Below are 19353 nucleotides of genomic sequence, written 5' to 3' on the forward strand. Positions count from 1 at the left end.
ATTCCCCGCCATCTTCCGGCACGCGGGTTAGGAAGCGGTGAAGAGCGGCATCATTGAAATGACGACGGGCTGGGGTTAGAGCAAGGCAAAGGATTTTCCGCAGATGAGCAAGCCGCAAAACCCCGTCCAGATGGCCGTGATCGGTGCCGCGCATGGCATCAAGGGCGAATTGCGCGTCAAGAGCTTTACCGGCGACCCGCTGGCGCTGGCCGATTACGGTCCGCTCTACGCCGGGGATGGCCGCGCCTTCCAGATCGTCGATATCAGGCCCGCCAACACCGTGGTGGTGGTGCGGTTCAAAGGCGTCAACGACCGCAATGCCGCCGAGGCGCTCGCCGGCACCGAATTGTTCGTCGATCGTTCGGTGTTGCCCGATGAGGGCGAAGAGGACGAATTCTACCATGCCGACCTCGTCGGGCTGGAGGTCAAGGACGATACCGGTGCGGTCATCGGCAAGGTCGTCGCCGTGCATAATTTCGGCGGCGGCGACATTCTCGACGTGACGCTTGCCGGGCGCAAAGGCGTGCTCATCCCGTTCACGCAGGCCGCCGTTCCGGAAGTGTCGATCGCCGGCGGCTTTGTCCGCGTTGATCCAGCCGCCGCAGGGTTGGTCGAGGACGAGGACGGCGAGCCTGCCGGTGACGACGGTTTCGACCCGAAGGGCAGGCCGCGCGGGCCGAGGGACGCCGGAGGCAACCGGTGAGTTTTTCGGCTTCGGTGCTGACGCTCTATCCCGAGATGTTTCCCGGCGCGCTCGGCCTGTCGCTGGCCGGACGCGCGCTCGAGACCGGCATTTGGTCGCTCGAAACAATCCAGATCCGCGACTTTGCCAGCGATCGTCACCGTACCGTCGATGACACACCGGCCGGCGGCGGCGCCGGCATGGTGATGCGGGCAGACGTGCTGGCCAGCGCCATCGACCGTGCCTCGCCGACAGGCGATCCACGTCCGCGCCTGCTGATGAGCCCGCGCGGCAAGCCGCTGACGCAGCGCCGTGTGCGCGAGCTCGCCGCCGGGCCGGGTGCGGTGATCGTCTGCGGCCGCTTCGAAGGCGTCGACCAGCGGGTCATCGAGGCGCGCGGCCTCGAGGAAGTTTCGATCGGCGACTTCATCCTGTCCGGCGGCGAGCCGGCGGCACTCGTGCTGCTCGATGCCGTGGTGCGCCTGCTGCCCGGCGTCATGGGCAATGCGGTATCGGGCGAGGAAGAGAGCTTTGAAAACGGCCTGCTCGAGCATCCGCATTATACGCGGCCGCAGGAGTTCGAGGGCCGGCCGATTCCCGAAGTGCTGATTTCGGGCAATCACAAGAAGATCGCGGCGTGGCGGCGCGGGGAGTCCGAGAAGCTGACGAAGGAGCGGAGGCCGGATTTGTTGGAAAGTGGCAACAATGGCTGAGATCGCCCAAAGCTCGGCAGGTCTGAGGCTCTTTGGCGACGACCTAGATCCCGTTGAGCTCTCCAGATTGCTAGGCGGAAAACCAACCTATGCAATCAAGAAAGGGGATCTTCATACCTATCCCCCAAATCGACCACCTCGGATTGCGCGGACCGGTTCCTGGAGGCTGTCGTCGGAATACGACAAAGGCGATCAACTCGATCGTCAGATCGTCGATATCCTAAAAGCGCTCACGTTGGACCTTGCGGTCTGGGCCGATCTCGCCCGGCGGTTCAAGGTCGACATGTTCTGCGGCGTTTGGCTTGACGAGGAGAATCAAGGCCTGGGATTGGCTCCGGGTACACTGCAAATGCTGGGCGATCGTGGCATAGAGCTCAATCTGGACATCTACTACGAACCACCCGAGGCCGATGATGGTCCGGAGTCGGAGTGACCTTCTTAGCCCTTGTCGAAATAGTAAAAAGCCAGGAACAGGCCGACGGCGATGACGAAGCCGCGCACCGCGTTCTGCGGCACGCGCCTGGCGATCCAGACGCCGGCATAGCCGCCGAGCGCGCCACCCGGGATCATGATGATCGCCTGCAGCCAGGCGATGACGCCGCCCGAGACGAAGACCAGGATGGCGACCGCAGCGATGACCACGGCCAGCATGTTCTTCAGTGCGTTCAGCCGATGATAGTCGCCGGACTGGGTGAGACCGAGCGTCGCCAGCATCATGACGCCCATGCCGGCGCCGAAGAAGCCGCCATAGACGGCGGTGGCGAACTGCGCCAGCGACCCGACCAGCGAACCCACCGCGGCCTCATGCTCCGGCTTGGGCGCCGGCTTCAGCCATGGCCCGGCAGCGAACAACGCGGTTGCCGCCAGCAGCAGCCAGGGCACCAAGGCGCGGAACGCCGGGTTGTCGAGCCCTAGGAGGATGAGCGCGCCAGACAGCGCACCAAGAGCCGAAATGAGGCTGAGCAGCAGTGCGCCGCGCCAGAAATGCTTGATGTCGTGCCAATAGGCGAGCGTCGAGGTGATGTAGCCAGGAAATTGCGTCACCGATGATGTCGCATTGGCGACGATCGGCGGCAGGCCGGCCAGGGTCATGGCGCCAAAGGTAATGAACGTGCCGCCGCCGGCAACGGCGTTGACCGCGCCTGATAGAAAGCCGGCGAGAAAGAGCAGGACCGCGTCCAAGATTGGCATGAGGGGTGTCGTCGCTGGAGGAAAATGCTTATCTTCCGGCTTAGAAAGCTTGACGCGTGGGCGCAACCCCCTGGACCACAAGCGATCATGGGATTGCCACAGCGGGCGCCAGCCAAAAAGAAGCAGCGCCAAAAAAGAAACAGCGAAGGCGTGACAAAGCGCCGAAATAGCTGTATGTGCGCGCCGAACCGGAAGAAAATTTGCCAAGAGCGATCTTCTGGCCCGTCAACAATGACGGTGTAGTCGCCCCTGCCCGATGTTCTCGAACAGATGTTCTCGAACGAAGGGCATAGCCGAGCGGTCGATGCGACTGCAAGGCGAGTGTCGGACGCTCTGACTGTCGGAAGAACAAGAAGTGGATCTATGAGATGGACATCCTCCGTCAGATCGAGGCCGAGCAGGCCGCCAAGATCGAAGCCAAGCGCAAGCTCCCCGAATTCCAGCCCGGCGACACCGTGCGCGTCCAGGTCCGCGTGACCGAAGGCACCCGCACCCGCGTCCAGGCCTACGAGGGCGTCGTCATCGCCCGCGCCGGCGCCGGTTTCCAGGAGAGCTTCACCGTCCGCAAGATCTCCTACGGCGAAGGCGTGGAGCGTGTGTTCCCGGTCTATTCGCCAATGGTCGAGGGCGTCGAGATCGTGCGCCGCGGCAAGGTGCGTCGCGCCAAGCTGTACTATTTGCGTGACCGTCGCGGCAAGTCGGCCCGCATTTCGGAAAACACCGGCGTGCGCGCCCGCAAGCTGAACGACGAAGAGCGCGATGCGCTGAACGCCGAGAAGGCGCGTATCGAGGCCGAGAAAGTGGCCGCCGCCCAGGCGCTGGCCGCCGAGAAGGCGGCGCAGGACGCCGCCGAGAAGAAGGCCGCCGACGAGGCCGCCAAGGCCGCGGAAGCAGCTGCCGCCGAATAAGGCGTCTTCAAAACCCATGTTTTCGGAAAGGCGGCTTCGGCCGCCTTTTTGTTTCGCGAGGTGGAGTCGATTTTGCCGGGCCACGTAGGTCCGCTATCGAAACGGATCGTTCCGTAATCCCTTCCTTGAAAGCATTGGAATCCATTTTCGTGCCGAACGCCGCATCGGAGCGGCTTGCAAGGCGCCTGCGGAAAGCTAAAGTCGGCGCCGGATTTCCTGCATGCCTCGGTCGATCGAGGCGGTTCAGTTCCTGGGGAGCATAGTCATGATCAATTCGAAACTGCTGCTGGCCGGCCTGCTAGCTTGCCTTCTCGTGCCCGTCGCGGCTCTGGCGCAGGCGCTGCCCGACCTCGGCGGCAAGAAGGTGGTGGTGGTGACCGAAAATGCCTATCCGCCGCTGCAGTTCATCGATGCCAAGACCGGCAAGCAGATCGGCTGGGAGTATGACGCGATGAACGAGATCGCCAAGCGGCTGAACTTCAAGGTTGAGTACCAGAATACCTCCTGGGACGCGATGATCCAAGCGGTTTCCGACAATCAGTACAACATCGGTATGACCGGCATCACCATCAAGGACGACCGCAAGCAGAAGGTCGACTTCTCTGACCCCTATATGCGCTCGGAACAGTTCATGCTGGTGCGCGGCGACGAGAAGCGCTTCAGCGATGCCAAGACGTTTGCCGCCTTCAAGGACGGGCTGATCGGCGCGCAGGCCGGCACCACGCCCTTCTACACCGCCGTCTACAGCGTGCTCGACGGCAATGAGCAGAACCCGCGCATCAAGCTGTTTGAGACATTCGGCGCGACGGTGCAGGCGCTGAAGGCCGGCGACGTCGACGTCGTGCTCACCGACGGCACTGCCGGCAAGGGCTATGTCGATGCGTCCAATGGTGGCCTTAAGCTGATCGGCGGGCCGCTCGGCACCGAGGATTTCGGCTTCATCTTCCCCAAGGGCTCCGACCTGGTGAAGCCGGTCAACGCGGCAATCGCCGCGCTCAAGGCCGATGGCACGCTCGACGCGCTCAACAAGAAGTGGTTCCTCGACTACAAGATGGGGCAGTAGGCCTGCTTGTTGCGCGCATTTCATGACGATTGTGCGCGGGAACTCGCGCTGACTCTGCGCTCGTACACCCCCCTCTGGCCTACCGGCCATCTCCCCCTCAAGGGGGGAGATCGGATTTCGCATCGGTTTTCGCCAATTTTCAGTGTTGCAGAACGGGCGGCGAGGTCAAAGCTGCCGATCTCCCCCCTTGAGGGGGAGATGGCCGGCAGGACAGAGGGGGGTGTGACAGAACGCAGCTTTCGCAACTCTTCCGGCGCCAGCAACGCCTGATGGCAACGCCCCCAGCTCCCACCGCCAAATCCGACTTCCCCTGGTGGCTTGCCGTGGCCGTGGCGATCGCCTTGGCCGCCGCCATCTTCATCGCTTCCAGCGACCTCTATGCCCAGGTGTTCGCGACCGTCGCCAAGGGCATCGGCGTCACCATCTTCGTCACTGTAGTCGCCTTCGCGCTGGCTTGCGCGATCGGGCTCGGCGTCGCGCTGATGGGCCTGTCGGGCTCACGCTGGCTCAGCCAGATCGGCCGCTTCTACGTCGAGATCATCCGCGGCGTGCCGATGCTGGTGCTGTTGTTCTGGATCGCCTTTGCCGGCGCACCGGCCTTCGTCGCGGCGTGGAACGCGCTGACGGCGCCGCTGCAAAGCGCCGGCCTCTTCGGTGAGCTGCTGGTACGCGACGTCTCGCTTTTATGGCGCGCCGTCATGGCGCTGACCATCGGCTATTCCGCCTTCATCTCGGAGGTGTTCCGCGCCGGTATCCAGGCGGTCGAGAAGGGCCAGATCGAGGCGGCGAAGGCGCTCGGGCTGACGCGCACGCAGCGCTTCCGGCTGGTCGTCTTTCCGCAGGCGATCCGCACCATCCTGCCGCCGCTCGGCAATGATTTCGTCGCCATGGTCAAGGATTCCTCGCTGGTCTCGGTGCTCGGCGTCGCCGACATCACCCAGATGGGCAAGATCTACGCCGCCGGCTCGTTCCGCTTCTTCGAAACCTATTCGATCGTCGCCTATATCTATCTCATGCTGACCGTCGGCCTGTCGCTGGCCTTGCGGGCGCTGGAGAAGCGGCTGCGCCACCAGCATGAGGAATAGAAGGCAGGCGAAAACGGCGATACCATCGAGCGGACGCGACCGGGGAGGACCCATGATCATCGACAAGGCCAATGCGGCGCTGGAAGCCGTCTATACGGCCGACACGCCTGAGGCGCTGGCCAAGGCCTATGCGGAATGGGCCGCGACCTATGACGGCGAAACCGCGGCGCTCGGCTATCTCCTGCCGTTCCTGATCACCGCCTGGGTGGCGCGCCACGTGCCGCCGGGCGAAGGGCCGCTACTCGACGCCGGCTGCGGCACCGGCCTGTCGGGGCCGTCGCTCAAGGCGCTCGGCTACCACGATATAGCCGGGCTCGACCTGTCGCAGGACATGCTGAAAATCGCCGGCAGCCGGCAGGCCTACAGCGAGCTGAAACAGGCGATGCTCGGCGGGCCATTGCCCTGGCCGGACGGGTATTTCCGCGCCTTCTTCTCGACCGGCGTGTTCACCATCAGCCACGCGCCGGCGTCGGGCCTGCATGAACTGGTACGCATCACCAGGACGGGCGGCCACGCCATCTTCACAGTTCGCGACCAGGTTTTTGAAAGCGGCGGGTTCAAGGCTGTGCTTGGCGAACTGGAGCAGGCGAAAAAATGGCGGCCGATCGAGGAGAGCCCGTGGTTCCGCTGCTACGCAATCGCCGAGCCCGACGCGCTGGTGAAGACGTTTGTGTTCGAGGTGATTTGAGTAGGCGGTTGCTCCTCGCCCCCGCAAAGCGGGGGAGAGGTGGCCCGGCGAAGCCGGGACGGAGAGGGGGACGGCATTCGCGAAGCCAGAGCCCGGTGAGGATGGGGCGAGAGACCGGCCATATGCGAATCCGCCAAAATGCTCCAACGCCGCGAAGGCCCCTCTCCGTCCCGGCTTCGCCGGGCCACCTCTCCCCACTTCGTGGGGCGAGGAACCCAGGTTCCGGGAAGGCAGACGCGATTGCTGAAAAGCCAAAACATTGATATGAGCAGCGCCATGGAAGAGCTTTTTGGCGATCCGGCCTATACGGGTTTCGTGCTGCAGGACAGAAAACGCCTGCCGTCGCGATTTTCGGCGCGCATCTGCGGGGCGCTGACCAGCCGACTTAGCTAGGGCAGACTCGCCAGGCTGTTTCGCCGGGCCGACCGGCGTCCTTTTCCCTTTTTAAAATCGACGGATTTACGCACATGAGCGCACCGCGCACCCTCTACGACAAGATTTTCGACGACCATGTCGTCGACCGCCAGGATGACGGCACCTGCCTGCTCTACATCGACCGCCACCTCGTCCACGAAGTGACCAGCCCGCAGGCTTTCGAAGGCCTGCGCATGACAGGCCGCAAGGTTCGGCATCCGGAAAAGACGCTGGCCGTGGTCGACCACAATGTGTCGACCTCGCCGGAGCGCAAGTTCGGCATCAAGAACGAGGAAAGCCGCATTCAGGTCGAGGCGCTGGCCAAGAACGCCAAGGATTTTGGCGTCGAGTATTATTCCGAGAAGGACATCCGCCAAGGCATCGTCCACATCATCGGTCCCGAGCAGGGCTTTACGCTGCCCGGCATGACCATCGTCTGCGGCGACAGCCACACCTCGACGCATGGCGCGTTCGGGGCGCTGGCGCATGGCATCGGCACCTCGGAAGTCGAGCATGTGCTGGCGACGCAGACGCTGATCCAGCGCAAGGCCAAGAACATGCTGGTGCGCGTCGACGGCGCGCTGCCGGAAGGCGTCACCGCCAAGGACATCATCCTCGCCATCATCGGCGAGATCGGCACGGCCGGCGGCACCGGCTATGTCATCGAATATGCCGGCGAGGCAATCCGCGCGCTGTCGATGGAAGGCCGCATGACGATCTGCAACATGTCGATCGAAGCCGGCGCGCGCGCCGGCCTGATCGCGCCCGACGAGACCACCTTCGCCTATGTCAAGGACAAGCCGCGCGCCCCTAAGGGCGAAGCCTGGGACGCCGCGCTCGCCTATTGGAAGACGCTGCAGTCCGACGAAGGCGCGCATTTCGACAAGGTGGTCGTGCTCGACGCGGCAAAGCTGCCGCCGATCGTCTCCTGGGGCTCCTCGCCCGAGGACGTGGTCTCGGTGCAAGGCATCGTGCCGAACCCGGACGACATCACCGACGAGAACAAGCGCACGTCCAAGCAACGCGCACTCGACTATATGGGCCTGACGCCGGGCACCAAGATCACCGATATCGAACTTGACCGCGTCTTCATCGGTTCCTGCACCAATGGCCGCATCGAGGATCTGCGCGCCGCCGCCAAGGTGATCGAGGGCAAGAAGGTCAACCCACGGGTCAGTGCGATGATCGTGCCGGGCTCCGGTCTGGTCAAGGAACAGGCAGAGGCCGAAGGCCTCGACAAGATCTTTGTCGCCGCCGGCTTTGACTGGCGCGAGCCGGGCTGCTCGATGTGCCTTGCCATGAACGACGACCGGCTGAAGCCGCATGAGCGCTGCGCCTCGACCTCGAACCGCAATTTCGAAGGGCGCCAAGGCTTCAAGGGCCGCACGCATCTGGTGTCGCCGGCAATGGCGGCGGCGGCGGCGATCGCCGGCCATTTCGTCGACATCCGCGAGTGGAAATAGCGCAGGGCGCGCGCAGTCGGATATGAGGTGCCCGAGCCGCAATGCGGTTCGGGCATTCTTCAGCCGGGCCGTCTGACGAATTCGTGGAATCCCTCACGGCGGCCGGGTTGATCCTTTGCGACGACCAGCGCCAGTTGGCGCTCGTCGAAGAGTTTGAACCATTCGTCCCATTCGACCAGTTCGTAGCCGCCGGCATTGACCGGGCGTTCGGCCTCATCCTGGTCCTGGTAGGCATGCTGGCCGAAGACCAGCCTCAGCATGGGCTGCGTTCCGGCTTCGGGCGACACGTCGACGATCGCCGGAAAGCCGGCGCGCGCCGCGGCCCATGAGCGAATTGCATCGTGATCGGTCAGCATGATCGTGTCGGCCATCGGAGCGTCTCCTGGTTGCCGTCGTGAAACGCCGCTCGCCGTTCGCGGTTCCGCCCAGCGGCTTTGTCGACGCACCCGTCGTATATTCGCTTTCGCTTAACCGCTTGTTTGGGCTTACGCTCTAAGGTCCTCCAAGGGGAAGCGAGGGGAAATTACAGCGCTTGGACACCGGCCTGCTCATAGCGCTGCTCAATCCAGGCATCGCCCTCACACTCGGCGCGGCATTTCTCGTGCTGTGGTTCTATCAGCGCCACCGTTCCTATCTGGCTGTGCTGGCGGCGGGCTACTCGGCCTCGGCCGCAGGCTTCCTGCTCCAGTATTTCACGCTGCCGGTCGGCATGGCACCGACCAAGCTCATCTCGATCCTGTGCTTCACCTTCGCCACCTGCTGTCTCGCCGGCGCGGTCATTGCGCGCTATGGGCGGCGCGTGCCTTACCCGGCGGTCGGCATTCTGGCCTGCGGCGGCCTGGCCGCGTTCTCGTGGTTTCTTTTTGCCCGGCCGGATCTCACCTGGCGCATCCTTGCCATCAATTTCAGCTTCGGCGGCATCAGCCTGGTTGTCGCCGCCGAGTTGCGCGTGGTGCGCAACAACGGCCCGACAGAAATGATCCTGTTCGTGCTGTCGCTGCTTTCCGGCCTGAACTTCCTGGCGCGGACGCTTGCCGTCGTCATCGCGCATGGGCCGTTCACCAGCTATGAAGGGCTTTACACCTCGTCCTATTGGACGACGGCGCTGCTGTCGCATGCATTGCTGTCGCTGCTTATTGCACTTTGCCTGTTCGGCGCCGCCGCGCTCTATGTGATGAAGGCCCTGAAGACCGAAACCCTGACAGACCCGCTGTCGGGCCTGCTCAACCGCCGCGGCTTCGAGGAGCGCGCCATGCTTGTCCTGCAGCACTGTGCCACGGCGCAATTGCCGGTTGCGCTGGTGCTTGCCGATCTCGATCATTTCAAGGCACTTAACGATCAGCATGGCCACGCGGCCGGCGACCGCGTCATCGCCGACTTCGCTGCCAAGCTTCTGTCGGCTGCAGGTACGCGCGGCGTTGCCGGCCGTATCGGCGGCGAAGAGTTCGCCGTGCTGTTGCCGCTCAGCGACCTTGGTGCGGCAAGACTGTTTGCCGAAACCATTCGCACGCTCTATTCGGCGGGCAGAATCGACGGGCTTCCGCCCGAGACAAGAGTGACCGCGAGCTTCGGCGTGGCCGCCCGCACTAGCGACGAAGGGCTGGACCCGCTGATGCGGCGCGCCGACGAAGCGCTCTATAAAGCCAAAAGGAGTGGCCGCGACAGCGTATGCCTGTCCTATCAGCGGCCTGAAACGGTCGTCCTTCCCAATCGGACCAGTGCTGGCTGAGCGTCAGCGGCGGCTTCGAATTAACGTCTTTTTCGCGCGTCGGTGATTTGCTGTTCGGGGGGAGTGCCAAAACGCCATGGGCAGCGCTAATTTCATCCTGGTGATCAACCTGTTCGTTGCCGGGCTGCTGGCGGCGGCGTTCATGACGATAGCGGTCTATGACGCCGGACGTGTATCGGCGCGCTGGCTGGCGTTCGGCTATGCGCTCGGCATGGCCTATTTCGCGATTGAGTTCAGCATCCCTGCCTTCGACAATGCGCGCCCCGTGGTTGTCGCCGCCTTTGCCGCCTTCCTTGGCGCAACCGTCGCCTTCAATGGCGGGCTTGCCCATAAATACCGCGTTTCGCCGCCTTGGCTGCCGATGCTGTTCTTCCTGGTCTTCGCCACCCTCGCGGTCTACTTCGTCCAGGACCTGCCACGCCAATCCTTTGTGCGAATGGCAGCCTACCAGCTTCCCTATGCGGCCATGCAATTCACCGGGCTGGCGATCGTCTTGTCGTCCAGGCAAAGACGCGAGCGGCTCGACTATATGCTGATGGCTGTCCTGGCGGCCAGCACCTTGCAGTTCGCCAGCAAACCCTTCATCGCCCATGCGCTTGGTGGCTGGGGTGCCAACCCGCAATCTTATTCGCAGACCAGCTACGCGTTGGTGTCGCAGTCTATCGGCACCGTGTTCGGCCTGGCGCTTGCGCTGGTGACGCTGGCTATCCTGGTCCGCGACGTGCTCGCCGAGGCGACGTCGAAGTCGGAAACCGACACGCTTTCGCGGCTGCTCAACCGTGGCGGCTTCGAGCGCCATGCCGAGATCGCACTGCGCGATGCCATGCGGCGCGCCGTTCCGGCGGCACTGGTCATTGCCGATCTCGACCATTTCAAGCGCATCAACGATACTTACGGCCACGCGTCCGGCGATCGGGTCATCGAGACCTTTTCCGGTTTCCTCCGCGAGGCCGCGGCCGACCATCATGTCGCCGGCCGCATCGGCGGCGAGGAATTCGCTATTTTCCTGCCGGGGACCAACCTAGCCGCCGCCCGGCTCTTTGCCGAGGGCACGCGTAGCGCCTTCGGTGCCACGCCGATCGACTGCCTGCCGGCGGATCATCGCTGCAGCGCCAGCTTCGGCGTTGCCGAGCTTGGTCCGGGCGAAAGCTTTTCCGACCTGCTGCGGCGCGCCGACAAAGCGCTCTATCAGGCGAAGGGCAGCGGCCGCGACTGCGTGCGTGTCTCGGTGGGGTCGGCTGTAGCCCTGCCGGCGCCGTCGACAAAGGGCGGCGTGGCCGTCAGCGGCAGGGGCTGAGCTCCGGCATCTCGCCGTCGGAGAGGCCGTACATATAGCTGCGGCCCTTCACGAAAACCGGCGGCCTGTAGCAGTCGCCGCTGCGAACATCGTCCGATTCGTTTTCGTAGATCACGTCGGGCTGGCCGGCGCCGGTGTAGTCGGACAATTCCTTGGCCAGCTTGCCCTCGCCGACGAGGATACGCTTGTAGCCGGCGGCGCTTTCGATGACCAGATTGCCGAAGGAATCGGCATAGACGCGGTCGTGGTGGCGCGTCCCGGCGAATGCCGGTGCGGCGATGCCGAAGGCGAGCGCCGCCACTAGGAACCAGGGAAGGCGCGATCCTGCTGAATTCGAATGCATGGCGTGCTGCTCCATTGCTGAGAGGCAAGCCTCCTCGAATCAGAAATTAACCTTTTATTAACCTTTGTTAAGAGGGCAACCGCAGCCGGGGCGAGGTCTCGGAAAACATGGTTAATACTCGATCACCCACCGGCCATCATTCGGCCATGCCTTGTTCCCACCATCGCCGGCATCGAGCGCGACTTAAAAAGCATGAAATCCGGTGGCCTGCCGAAGCATCGCGGCGGGCTCGATGCGCGCGGGGGAAAGCAGCATATGAGATTACGCCGCACGTTTCGGATGGCGCTGGCCATTCCGCCGCTGCTGGCTGCCGCCGCCTGCGCGCCGCAGACCAGCGCGCCCAAGCTCGGCAATACGCCCGCCGCTTCCGTGTCGCTTGCTCCCGCCGCTAGCGAACCGACGGCACCGCAGCCGCGCACTTCAACCTACAAATGCACCGACGGTAGCGTGATGACCATCGAGAACCTGGGCACGTCGGTGCGCGTGCTCGGCCCGGACGGCACCAGCTCCGAGCTGCCGGCGTCACCGGCCAATCAGACCAGCCGTTACGGCGAGGCGCATGACGCAATCGTGATCGATGGGCGTGATGCGCTGGTGATGAAGGGCGGTGCATCACCGCTGGCCTGTAAACGCTGATCCGCCCGGTGCGGCAGCCATATTTTGCAGTGCAGCGACATTGTGCCGGCTCAAGGCGACAGTCCTAATCGATTGAAGCTGAAAGCGTCGCTTTCATCAGACTAAATTACGTTTTCGAAACGGTTTTCCGGCTTTGACGCGGTGCAAAAAGAGCATTAGAAACCGGCTGTCCGAAGTCGCAACCGGAAGCGGCAATGCCGCATTCCCACCTGAGGCTCCAGAGACGCCGAACTGGGGGAGCCATGAGCAAATCACCAGCCACCCGCGAATTTGCCAGACGTGAACGGCCGCTTTCGCCGCACCTGACCGTCTATCGGCCGCCGATCACCATGACGATGTCGATCGTCCACCGCATCACCGGCGGGGCGCTCTATTTCGGCACGCTGCTGGTCGCGCTGTGGCTGATGGCGGCGGCGAGCTCGGAGGCGACCTTCAATGCCGTCAACTGGGCTTTCGGCTCGTGGCTGGGACGGCTGGTGCTGTTCGGCTACAGCTGGGCGCTGATGCACCACATGCTGGGCGGCGTCCGGCATCTTATCTGGGACACTGGGGCAGGGCTGGAAAAGCATACCGCCTCGAGGATCGCCTGGGCGACGCTGGCAGGCTCGGTCACGCTGACGCTGCTGATCTGGATCGCCGGCTACATGGCGCGGGGGAGCCTGACATGAACGGCAAGAACACCGATATGCGCACGCCGCTGGCCAAGGTCCGCGGCCTCGGTTCCGCCCGCGAGGGCACCGGCCATTTCTGGCGCCAGCGGCTGACAGCGATTTCCAACATCCCGCTGGTCCTGTTCTTCGTCGGCTTCCTGATTGCACTCAACGGCGCCAGCTACCTCGAGGTGCGCGCCGCACTTGCCAATCCGTTCGTGGCACTGGTCCTGGCGCTGGTGCTGTTGTCGGTCCTCTACCACATGCGGCTCGGCATGCAGGCAATCATCGAAGACTATGTGCATGGCGAGGGCACCAGGCTGGCGCTGCTCGCTCTCAACACATTCTTTCCCGTAGTCGTCGGCGTCGCTTCGGTCTTCGCCCTGCTTAAACTGGCATTTGGAGGCTGATTTTTGGCCAAGGACGCGAAGAACGCCAACACGGCTTCCGCCTATAGCTATGTCGATCACAAATTCGACGTCGTGGTCGTCGGCGCCGGCGGCGCCGGCCTGCGCGCCACGCTCGGCATGGCCGAGCAGGGCCTGCGCACCGCCTGCATCACCAAAGTGTTCCCGACGCGCTCGCATACGGTGGCGGCGCAGGGCGGCATTGCCGCCTCGCTCGCCAATATGGGGCCAGACAACTGGCAGTGGCATCTCTTCGACACGGTCAAGGGCTCGGATTGGCTGGGCGATACCGACGCTCAGGAATACATGGTGCGCGAAGCGCCGGCGGCTGTCTACGAGCTCGAGCATTACGGCGTTCCCTTCAGCCGCACTGAGGACGGGAAAATCTACCAGCGGCCGTTCGGCGGCATGATGATGAATTTCGGCGAGGGGCCGCCGGTGCAGCGCACCTGTGCGGCCGCCGACCGCACCGGCCACGCCATGCTGCACACGCTCTACGGCCAGTCGCTGAAGCACAATGCGCAGTTCTTCATCGAGTATTTCGCGCTCGACCTGATCATGGAGCCGGACGGCACCTGCACCGGCGTCGTCGCCTGGAACCTCGACGACGGCACCATCCACCGCTTTTCGGCGAAGATGGTGGTGCTGGCGACCGGCGGCTATGGCCGCGCCTATTTCTCGGCCACCTCGGCGCATACCTGCACTGGCGATGGCGGTGGCATGGCCGCACGCGCAGGCCTGCCGCTGCAGGACATGGAGTTCGTGCAGTTCCACCCGACCGGCATCTACGGCGCCGGCTGCCTGATCACCGAGGGTGCCCGCGGCGAGGGCGGCTATCTCGTCAATTCCGAGGGCGAGCGCTTCATGGAGCGCTACGCGCCGTCAGCCAAGGATCTGGCTTCCCGAGACGTGGTCTCGCGCTGTATGACGCTGGAGATCCGCGAGGGCCGCGGCGTCGGCCCGAAGAAGGATCACATCTTTCTGCATCTCGACCATCTTGACCCGGCCGTGCTGCACGAGAGGCTTCCCGGTATTTCGGAATCGGCAAAGATCTTTGCCGGCGTCGACCTGACCAAGGAACCGATCCCGGTGCTGCCGACGGTCCACTACAATATGGGCGGCGTGCCGACCAATTATTGGGGCGAGGTGCTGAACCCGACGGCTTTGAACCCGGACCAGGTGTCACCCGGGCTGATGGCGGTCGGCGAAGCCGGCTGCGCCTCGGTGCACGGTGCTAACCGGCTGGGCTCCAACTCGCTGATCGACCTGGTGGTGTTCGGCCGTGCGGCGGCGATCCGGGCCGGCCAGGTGATCGACCGCACATCGGCGATCCCCTCGCCCAACGAGGCCGCCGTCGAAAAAATCATGGACCGCTTCGACCGGCTGCGCCACGCCAACGGCTCGACCCCGACAGCGGTTTTGCGCGAAAAGATGCAGAAGGCGATGCAGGAGGACGCAGCGGTGTTCCGCACCCAGGAATCGCTGGAAAGCGGCTGCAAGCGCATTTCGCAGCTGTGGGGCGAGCTCAAGGACGTAAAAGTGTTCGATCGCTCGATGATCTGGAACTCCGATCTGGTCGAGACGCTGGAGCTGGAAAACCTGATGGCCAACGCCATCACCACCGTCTACGGCGCCGAGGCGCGCAAGGAAAGCCGCGGCGCGCACGCGCGGGAGGACTTTTCGGCCCGCGACGACGCGAACTGGCGCAAGCATACGCTGGCCCGGCTCAACGAAGCCGGCGAGGTGGCGCTCACCTACCGGCCCGTGCACACTGAGACGCTGCTCAAGGAGGCAGACGGCGGCATCAACCCGGCCAAGATTGCACCGAAGGCGAGAGTGTATTGACGATGGCGCTGGCGGTTGCGGGATATTCCGGCACGCCCCTTCCGGCCAAGCTCGGCCTGAAGGACGGGATGATTGCCGCTTTCGTCGCCTTGCCGGCCGAGCTGGACGACCTTGCCGAAGCCGTGGACTTTGCCGAGCTCGACCGGCTGGCTGACTGGTCGGCGATTTCGGGCGTTCATGAGAAATACGATGCCGTACATGCTTTCACCCGGCAGCGCGTCGAGATCGAGGACCGTCTTGGCGACGTCGAAGCGGCGATCAAGCGGAACGGCATGGTCTGGGTGTCATGGCCGAAAAAGGCATCGAAAGTGCCGACCGACGTCACCGAGGACGTTATCCGCGCCGAGGCGCTGAAGCTCGACCTCGTCGACGTCAAGGTCGCCGCCATAAACGAGATCTGGTCCGGGCTGAAGCTCGTCATCCGAAAGGACCTGAGGTAATGGTCGAACTCACGCTTCCGAAAAACTCGAAGATCATGGCCGGAAAAACCTGGCCGAAGCCGGAGGGTGCGACCAATCTGCGCGAATACCGCATCTACCGCTGGTCGCCGGACGATGACGAGAACCCGCGCATGGATACGTATTTCGTCGACATGGACGATTGCGGGCCGATGGTGCTCGACGCGCTGCTCTGGATCAAGAACAAGATCGACCCGACGCTGACGCTGCGCCGCTCCTGCCGCGAAGGCATTTGCGGCTCCTGCGCCATGAACATCGACGGGTCGAACACGCTGGCCTGCACCAAGGGCTGTGACGACATTTCCGGCGCGATCAAGGTCTATCCGCTGCCGCATATGGCCGTGGTCAAGGACCTGGTGCCCGACCTCACCAATTTCTACGCCCAGCACGCCTCGATCGAGCCGTGGCTGAAGACGGTATCGCCCGAGCCGGCCAAGGAATGGCTGCAGAGCCATGAGGACCGCGAAAAGCTCGACGGGCTCTACGAGTGCATATTATGCGCCTGCTGTTCGACCTCCTGCCCGAGCTACTGGTGGAACGGCGAGCGCTATCTCGGCCCGGCGACGCTGCTGCAGGCCTATCGCTGGCTGATCGATTCCAGGGACGAGGCGACGGGCGAGCGGCTCGACAACCTCGAAGACCCGTTCCGGCTCTACCGCTGCCACACCATCATGAACTGCGCCCAGACTTGCCCCAAGGGGCTCAACCCGGCCAAGGCGATCGCCGAGATCAAGAAGATGATGGTGGAGCGACGGGTATAGGCGGCGGGCGGGTTGCAGCCGAGATCGTCTCGTCCGTAGCGATCCTTCGCGCCCCCCTCTGTCCTGCCGGACATCTCCCCCTCTAGTGGGGAGATTGGCAGTTTCGGCCCGGGGCTTTATTCGGCAACGCTGGAGATTGGCGAAATCGGCTATGTTGCCAATCTCCCCCCTAGGGGGGAGATGTCCGGCAGGACAGAGGGGGGCGCTGTCCCGCCGACTTCAAATGGATACCATCTATGACCGACTCCGATCTTCCCATCCTCTCCCCCATCGAAGCGCGCGTCCTCGGTTGCCTGATCGAGAAGAAGGAGCTGACGCCGGACGTCTATCCGCTGACGCTCAATGCGGCACTTGCCGCGGCCAACCAGAAGACGGCGCGCGAGCCGGTGATGTCGGTCGAGCTTGGCGAGGTTAGGCGGGCACTTGGCCAGCTTGAGCAGAAGGGCCTGGTCAGGCAGGTGTTCGCGTCGCGCGTCGAGCGCCATGAGCATGTCGTGGCACAGCGCTTTTCACTGACCTCGGCGCAGATCGCGCTGCTCGGCCTGTTGCTCCTGCGCGGCCCGCAGACGGCCTATGAATTGCTGGCACGAAGCGAGCGCATGGCGCGGCTGCCGTCGATCGACGAGCTTCGCGGCAACCTCGATCTGCTGATCGGCCGCCGGCCACCGCTGGTGCAGCAGATCGATCGCGGGCCAGGCCAGCGCGAGGATCGCTATGTCCATCTGCTCAGCGGACCGCCGCAGCTGCCGGCTGCCGCAGCCCTGCAGTCGTCCTCGCCGGCGTCGGATCTGGAGACGCGCGTGCACGCCCTCGAGCAAGAGGTCGCGGCATTGCGCGCCCGCCTCGACGCGCTGTCCGGCGAAGGCACTACATAGTCACTCGAATGCCGGCGGGACAGCGCCCCCCTCTGTCCTGCCGGACATCTCCCCCTCAAGGGGGGAGATTGCGCTGTCATCTCCACTTTCGCCAATCACCAAGGTTGAAGGACGAGAGCCGTCGCCAAAACTGCCAATCTCCCCACTTGAGGGGGAGATGCCCGGCAGGGCAGAGGGGGGCGCGAAGGATCGCCGACGTTCGTTTGGCGGCTCACCCGAGCCTGGCGTCGAGCGATACTTTGATGGCGCCGAGCGCTTTCGAGACCGGGCATTCGGCCTTGGCCTTCTCGGCCAATTCCTTGAACTTGTCGGCATCGATGCCCGGCACCTTGCCGACCAGCGTGATCGCGCTGCCGGTGATGCCGGTGCCGGGGACCAGCGTTACCACGGCCTTGGCGTCGAGCTCGGCGGCCGGCGTGCCGTTCTCGGCGAGAAAATGCGAAAGCTGCATGGCGTAGCAGCCGGCGTGGGCGGCGGCGATCAGCTCTTCCGGGTTGGTGCCGGATTTGCCGCTTTCGTCCTCGAAACGCATCTTGGCCGAATAGGGCGTGCCCTTCAGCACCCCGCTCTGGGTTTCGAGTGTGCCTTTGCCTTCCTTGAAACTGCCTTTCCAAACGGCGTTGGCGGTGCGGTCCATCAATTCCTCCTTGATTGTCGTGACTGAGCCCGTGATCGGCATCCAGTCGACTATAGCGCGCGCGGGAGCGAAGGCCACCCGCGCTTTCGTATCGGCGGCAGCGTGACACATCATGGTCGGGCAAAAAACGCTCGGGCGAAAAATTCGAAAAAAAACGCGTGCAAAAATGTCGACTTCCATCTGTCCCGGCCGTCCTGGGGGCGGCCATGGAATTGGTGGCCGGATGGAGGACCACATGAACAATCTGTTTTCTGCTCACTGGACAAACACCTGCCGCGGGACCGGTGAACAGCAAGCCGACTGGTCGCGCCTGCGGCCTTCCGGTTTTGGCCGACTGCTTGCGGCGATTGCCATCATCGGCATTGCGGTGTCCTTTCTCGATTATGCAGCGGGTCTCGATTATGCAGCGGGCAAAGGCCCGGCCGATGTTTCCGTAGCCTCGTCCTACGGTCCAACCCAGGAATGGAGGTAAAGATGAAATATGTTTGCCTGGTCTACGGTGAAGAAAAAGATCTCTACGCAATGACGCCTGCGAGGCTGGCCAAGCTCGACGCCGATTCGCTGGCCTATGACAAGTCGGTGGCGCAAAGCGGCCGGCTGATCATCGCGCAGGCGCTGCAATCGGTGCAGACGTCGAAGACCGTGCGCCGGCGCAAAGGCAAGCGGCTGGTCACCGACGGCCCTTTCGCCGAGACCAAGGAGCAGTTGCTCGGTTTCGTCATGATCGAGGCCGAGGACCTCGACGAGGCGTTGGAGATCGCAGGCGGCATTCCGCTGGCGGAAATCGGCACGATCGAGGTGCGGGCGATCTACAACGTGCCGGGGTCGTAGAGATGTCGGCGGCCGGCGACTGGCGCAGGCTTTCGTTTTCTTCAATTGACGCAACTTTTGCGTGTTGAAGCGAAGCAATACTTCTCCTATCGTCACCCGAGATTGGGGATCTTGGGGCATGCATATATTGATTGCTGCAATCGGCCTACTGGGGGCAGCGGCGTTCTGGTGGTACCGGCTGAAGACCATGAACGACGCGGCGCGTGAGGTTGCCGACGTCGTTGGCCGCGTCCAGGGCAATATCCGCCGCAAGAAACTGCGCAAGCAGGCGGCGCTCTCGCCGCTGACGGCGATCGACGATCCGGTCGTGGCCGCCGCGACGCTGATCACCGCGATCATTTCGGAACACGGCCCTGTGCTGCCGCAACGCGAAGCTGCCATTCGATCGGTGATCTCGGAGATTGCCGACAAAAAGCAGACCGATGAAGCGGTGATCTACGCCAAATGGGCGGCATCGCAAATCGACGACGTCACGGTCGTCATCGACAAGCTGGCGCCGTTCCTGCGCGAGCGGCTCGACGCGGCCGAAAGGAGCGATCTGCTGCAGATGGTCAGCCGGGCGGCGGAAGCCGACGGGCAAAGCCTGCAGATTTCCGACCAGCGAATGCTGCGGCTCCGCCAGAAACTGGGCTTCGAGGTCAACTGACCGAACGCCAGTAAAACGCGCGCTTGCCGGG

At 63.7% G+C, this 19353-nt stretch carries 24 protein-coding genes; 20 read left to right on the top strand and 4 right to left on the bottom strand.

All coding sequences use genetic code 11. The annotated features are described in order from the left end of the window. The first annotated feature begins 103 nt into the window (after positions 1-103). Genes rimM through NKH23_RS03330 form a run of 3 tightly spaced genes read left to right on the top strand, consistent with a single transcriptional unit; the run spans position 104 to position 1828 of the window. Positions 104-703: a ribosome maturation factor RimM gene (gene rimM / locus NKH23_RS03320; RefSeq protein ID WP_352719347.1), complete on the top strand. Its 600-nt coding sequence runs from the start codon at positions 104-106 to the stop codon at positions 701-703. After that, positions 700-1395: a tRNA (guanosine(37)-N1)-methyltransferase TrmD gene (gene trmD, locus NKH23_RS03325; protein WP_352977045.1), complete on the top strand. Its 696-nt coding sequence runs from the start codon at positions 700-702 to the stop codon at positions 1393-1395. The genes rimM and trmD overlap by 4 nt, the downstream gene beginning before the upstream one ends. Next, positions 1388-1828, top strand: a complete 441-nt coding sequence (locus NKH23_RS03330; RefSeq protein ID WP_352719345.1) for a DUF4279 domain-containing protein — start codon at positions 1388-1390, stop codon at positions 1826-1828. Before trmD ends, NKH23_RS03330 begins: the two co-directional genes overlap by 8 nt. A 5-nt stretch (positions 1829-1833) precedes the next feature. On the opposite strand, the gene NKH23_RS03335 is transcribed toward NKH23_RS03330, so the two are convergent. After that, the gene (locus NKH23_RS03335; RefSeq protein WP_352493212.1) at positions 1834-2586 is read right to left on the bottom strand and encodes a sulfite exporter TauE/SafE family protein; all 753 of its coding nucleotides are present in this window, start codon (positions 2584-2586) and stop codon (positions 1834-1836) included. Between the two features lie 368 nt (positions 2587-2954). Between NKH23_RS03335 and rplS the strand changes: the two genes are divergently transcribed. From rplS to leuC, 5 genes are all read left to right on the top strand, one after another. Beyond that, positions 2955-3494, top strand: coding sequence for a 50S ribosomal protein L19 (gene rplS, locus NKH23_RS03340; protein WP_352977046.1), 540 nt, complete (start codon positions 2955-2957; stop codon positions 3492-3494). A 265-nt stretch (positions 3495-3759) separates the two neighbouring features. Next, positions 3760-4557: a transporter substrate-binding domain-containing protein gene (locus NKH23_RS03345; protein WP_352468079.1), complete on the top strand. Its 798-nt coding sequence runs from the start codon at positions 3760-3762 to the stop codon at positions 4555-4557. Positions 4558-4826: 269 nt separating this feature from the next. Further along, the gene (locus NKH23_RS03350) at positions 4827-5642 is read left to right on the top strand and encodes an amino acid ABC transporter permease (RefSeq protein ID WP_352977047.1); all 816 of its coding nucleotides are present in this window, start codon (positions 4827-4829) and stop codon (positions 5640-5642) included. Between the two features lie 52 nt (positions 5643-5694). Continuing rightward, the gene (locus tag NKH23_RS03355; RefSeq protein WP_352977048.1) at positions 5695-6330 is read left to right on the top strand and encodes a class I SAM-dependent DNA methyltransferase; all 636 of its coding nucleotides are present in this window, start codon (positions 5695-5697) and stop codon (positions 6328-6330) included. A 467-nt stretch (positions 6331-6797) separates the two neighbouring features. Continuing rightward, positions 6798-8207 (top strand): 3-isopropylmalate dehydratase large subunit, encoded by a 1410-nt coding sequence (gene leuC, locus NKH23_RS03360; RefSeq protein ID WP_352468076.1) that lies wholly within the window; start codon positions 6798-6800, stop codon positions 8205-8207. Between the two features lie 59 nt (positions 8208-8266). On the opposite strand, the gene NKH23_RS03365 is transcribed toward leuC, so the two are convergent. Beyond that, entirely contained in the window at positions 8267-8578 is a 312-nt protein-coding gene (locus NKH23_RS03365) for a hypothetical protein (protein WP_352468075.1), read from the bottom strand. Positions 8579-8739: 161 nt separating this feature from the next. On the opposite strand from NKH23_RS03365, the gene NKH23_RS03370 reads away from it, so the two are divergent. Together NKH23_RS03370 and NKH23_RS03375 are read left to right on the top strand one after the other, a co-directional pair. Next, on the top strand, positions 8740-9936 hold the full coding sequence (locus NKH23_RS03370) for a GGDEF domain-containing protein (protein WP_353034215.1): 1197 nt from the start codon (positions 8740-8742) through the stop codon (positions 9934-9936). 76 nt (positions 9937-10012) lie between these two features. Then, positions 10013-11233, top strand: coding sequence for a GGDEF domain-containing protein (locus NKH23_RS03375; RefSeq protein WP_352977049.1), 1221 nt, complete (start codon positions 10013-10015; stop codon positions 11231-11233). Here NKH23_RS03375 and NKH23_RS03380 read toward each other — a convergent pair. Continuing rightward, complete coding sequence (locus tag NKH23_RS03380; RefSeq protein WP_352977050.1) at positions 11217-11576, bottom strand: hypothetical protein; 360 nt, start codon at positions 11574-11576, stop codon at positions 11217-11219. The genes NKH23_RS03375 and NKH23_RS03380 overlap by 17 nt on opposite strands. A gap of 192 nt (positions 11577-11768) precedes the next feature. On the opposite strand from NKH23_RS03380, the gene NKH23_RS03385 reads away from it, so the two are divergent. From NKH23_RS03385 to NKH23_RS03415, 7 genes are all read left to right on the top strand, one after another. Beyond that, positions 11769-12212, top strand: coding sequence for a hypothetical protein (locus NKH23_RS03385; RefSeq protein WP_353034217.1), 444 nt, complete (start codon positions 11769-11771; stop codon positions 12210-12212). Positions 12213-12454: 242 nt separating this feature from the next. Then, on the top strand, positions 12455-12880 hold the full coding sequence (sdhC, locus tag NKH23_RS03390; RefSeq protein ID WP_352479640.1) for a succinate dehydrogenase, cytochrome b556 subunit: 426 nt from the start codon (positions 12455-12457) through the stop codon (positions 12878-12880). Next, positions 12877-13272: a succinate dehydrogenase, hydrophobic membrane anchor protein gene (gene sdhD, locus NKH23_RS03395; RefSeq protein WP_292663226.1), complete on the top strand. Its 396-nt coding sequence runs from the start codon at positions 12877-12879 to the stop codon at positions 13270-13272. Before sdhC ends, sdhD begins: the two co-directional genes overlap by 4 nt. A gap of 3 nt (positions 13273-13275) precedes the next feature. Further along, positions 13276-15114 carry a succinate dehydrogenase flavoprotein subunit gene (sdhA, locus tag NKH23_RS03400; protein WP_352912985.1) on the top strand — a complete coding sequence of 613 codons (1839 nt, stop codon included), beginning with the start codon at positions 13276-13278 and terminating at the stop codon, positions 15112-15114. 2 nt (positions 15115-15116) lie between these two features. Continuing rightward, positions 15117-15554, top strand: a complete 438-nt coding sequence (locus tag NKH23_RS03405) for a DUF3052 family protein (RefSeq protein ID WP_352913179.1) — start codon at positions 15117-15119, stop codon at positions 15552-15554. Beyond that, positions 15554-16333: a succinate dehydrogenase iron-sulfur subunit gene (locus tag NKH23_RS03410; RefSeq protein WP_292663232.1), complete on the top strand. Its 780-nt coding sequence runs from the start codon at positions 15554-15556 to the stop codon at positions 16331-16333. Before NKH23_RS03405 ends, NKH23_RS03410 begins: the two co-directional genes overlap by 1 nt. A 236-nt stretch (positions 16334-16569) precedes the next feature. Further along, a complete protein-coding gene (locus NKH23_RS03415; RefSeq protein ID WP_352912984.1) occupies positions 16570-17208 on the top strand; it encodes a YceH family protein in 639 nt (212 codons plus the stop codon). Between the two features lie 211 nt (positions 17209-17419). Here NKH23_RS03415 and NKH23_RS03420 read toward each other — a convergent pair whose 3' ends face one another. Continuing rightward, positions 17420-17845, bottom strand: coding sequence for an OsmC family protein (locus tag NKH23_RS03420; protein ID WP_352912983.1), 426 nt, complete (start codon positions 17843-17845; stop codon positions 17420-17422). Positions 17846-18080: 235 nt separating this feature from the next. On the opposite strand from NKH23_RS03420, the gene NKH23_RS03425 reads away from it, so the two are divergent. From NKH23_RS03425 to NKH23_RS03435, 3 genes are all read left to right on the top strand, one after another. Further along, positions 18081-18317 (top strand): hypothetical protein, encoded by a 237-nt coding sequence (locus NKH23_RS03425; protein WP_352912982.1) that lies wholly within the window; start codon positions 18081-18083, stop codon positions 18315-18317. A gap of 2 nt (positions 18318-18319) precedes the next feature. Continuing rightward, positions 18320-18676, top strand: coding sequence for a YciI family protein (locus NKH23_RS03430; RefSeq protein ID WP_352912981.1), 357 nt, complete (start codon positions 18320-18322; stop codon positions 18674-18676). Positions 18677-18794: 118 nt separating this feature from the next. Continuing rightward, entirely contained in the window at positions 18795-19322 is a 528-nt protein-coding gene (locus NKH23_RS03435) for a hypothetical protein (protein ID WP_352912980.1), read from the top strand. The last annotated feature ends 31 nt before the right edge of the window (positions 19323-19353 follow it).

Source organism: Mesorhizobium sp. M1328 (assembly GCF_040318075.1).
Lineage (GTDB): Bacteria > Pseudomonadota > Alphaproteobacteria > Rhizobiales > Rhizobiaceae > Mesorhizobium.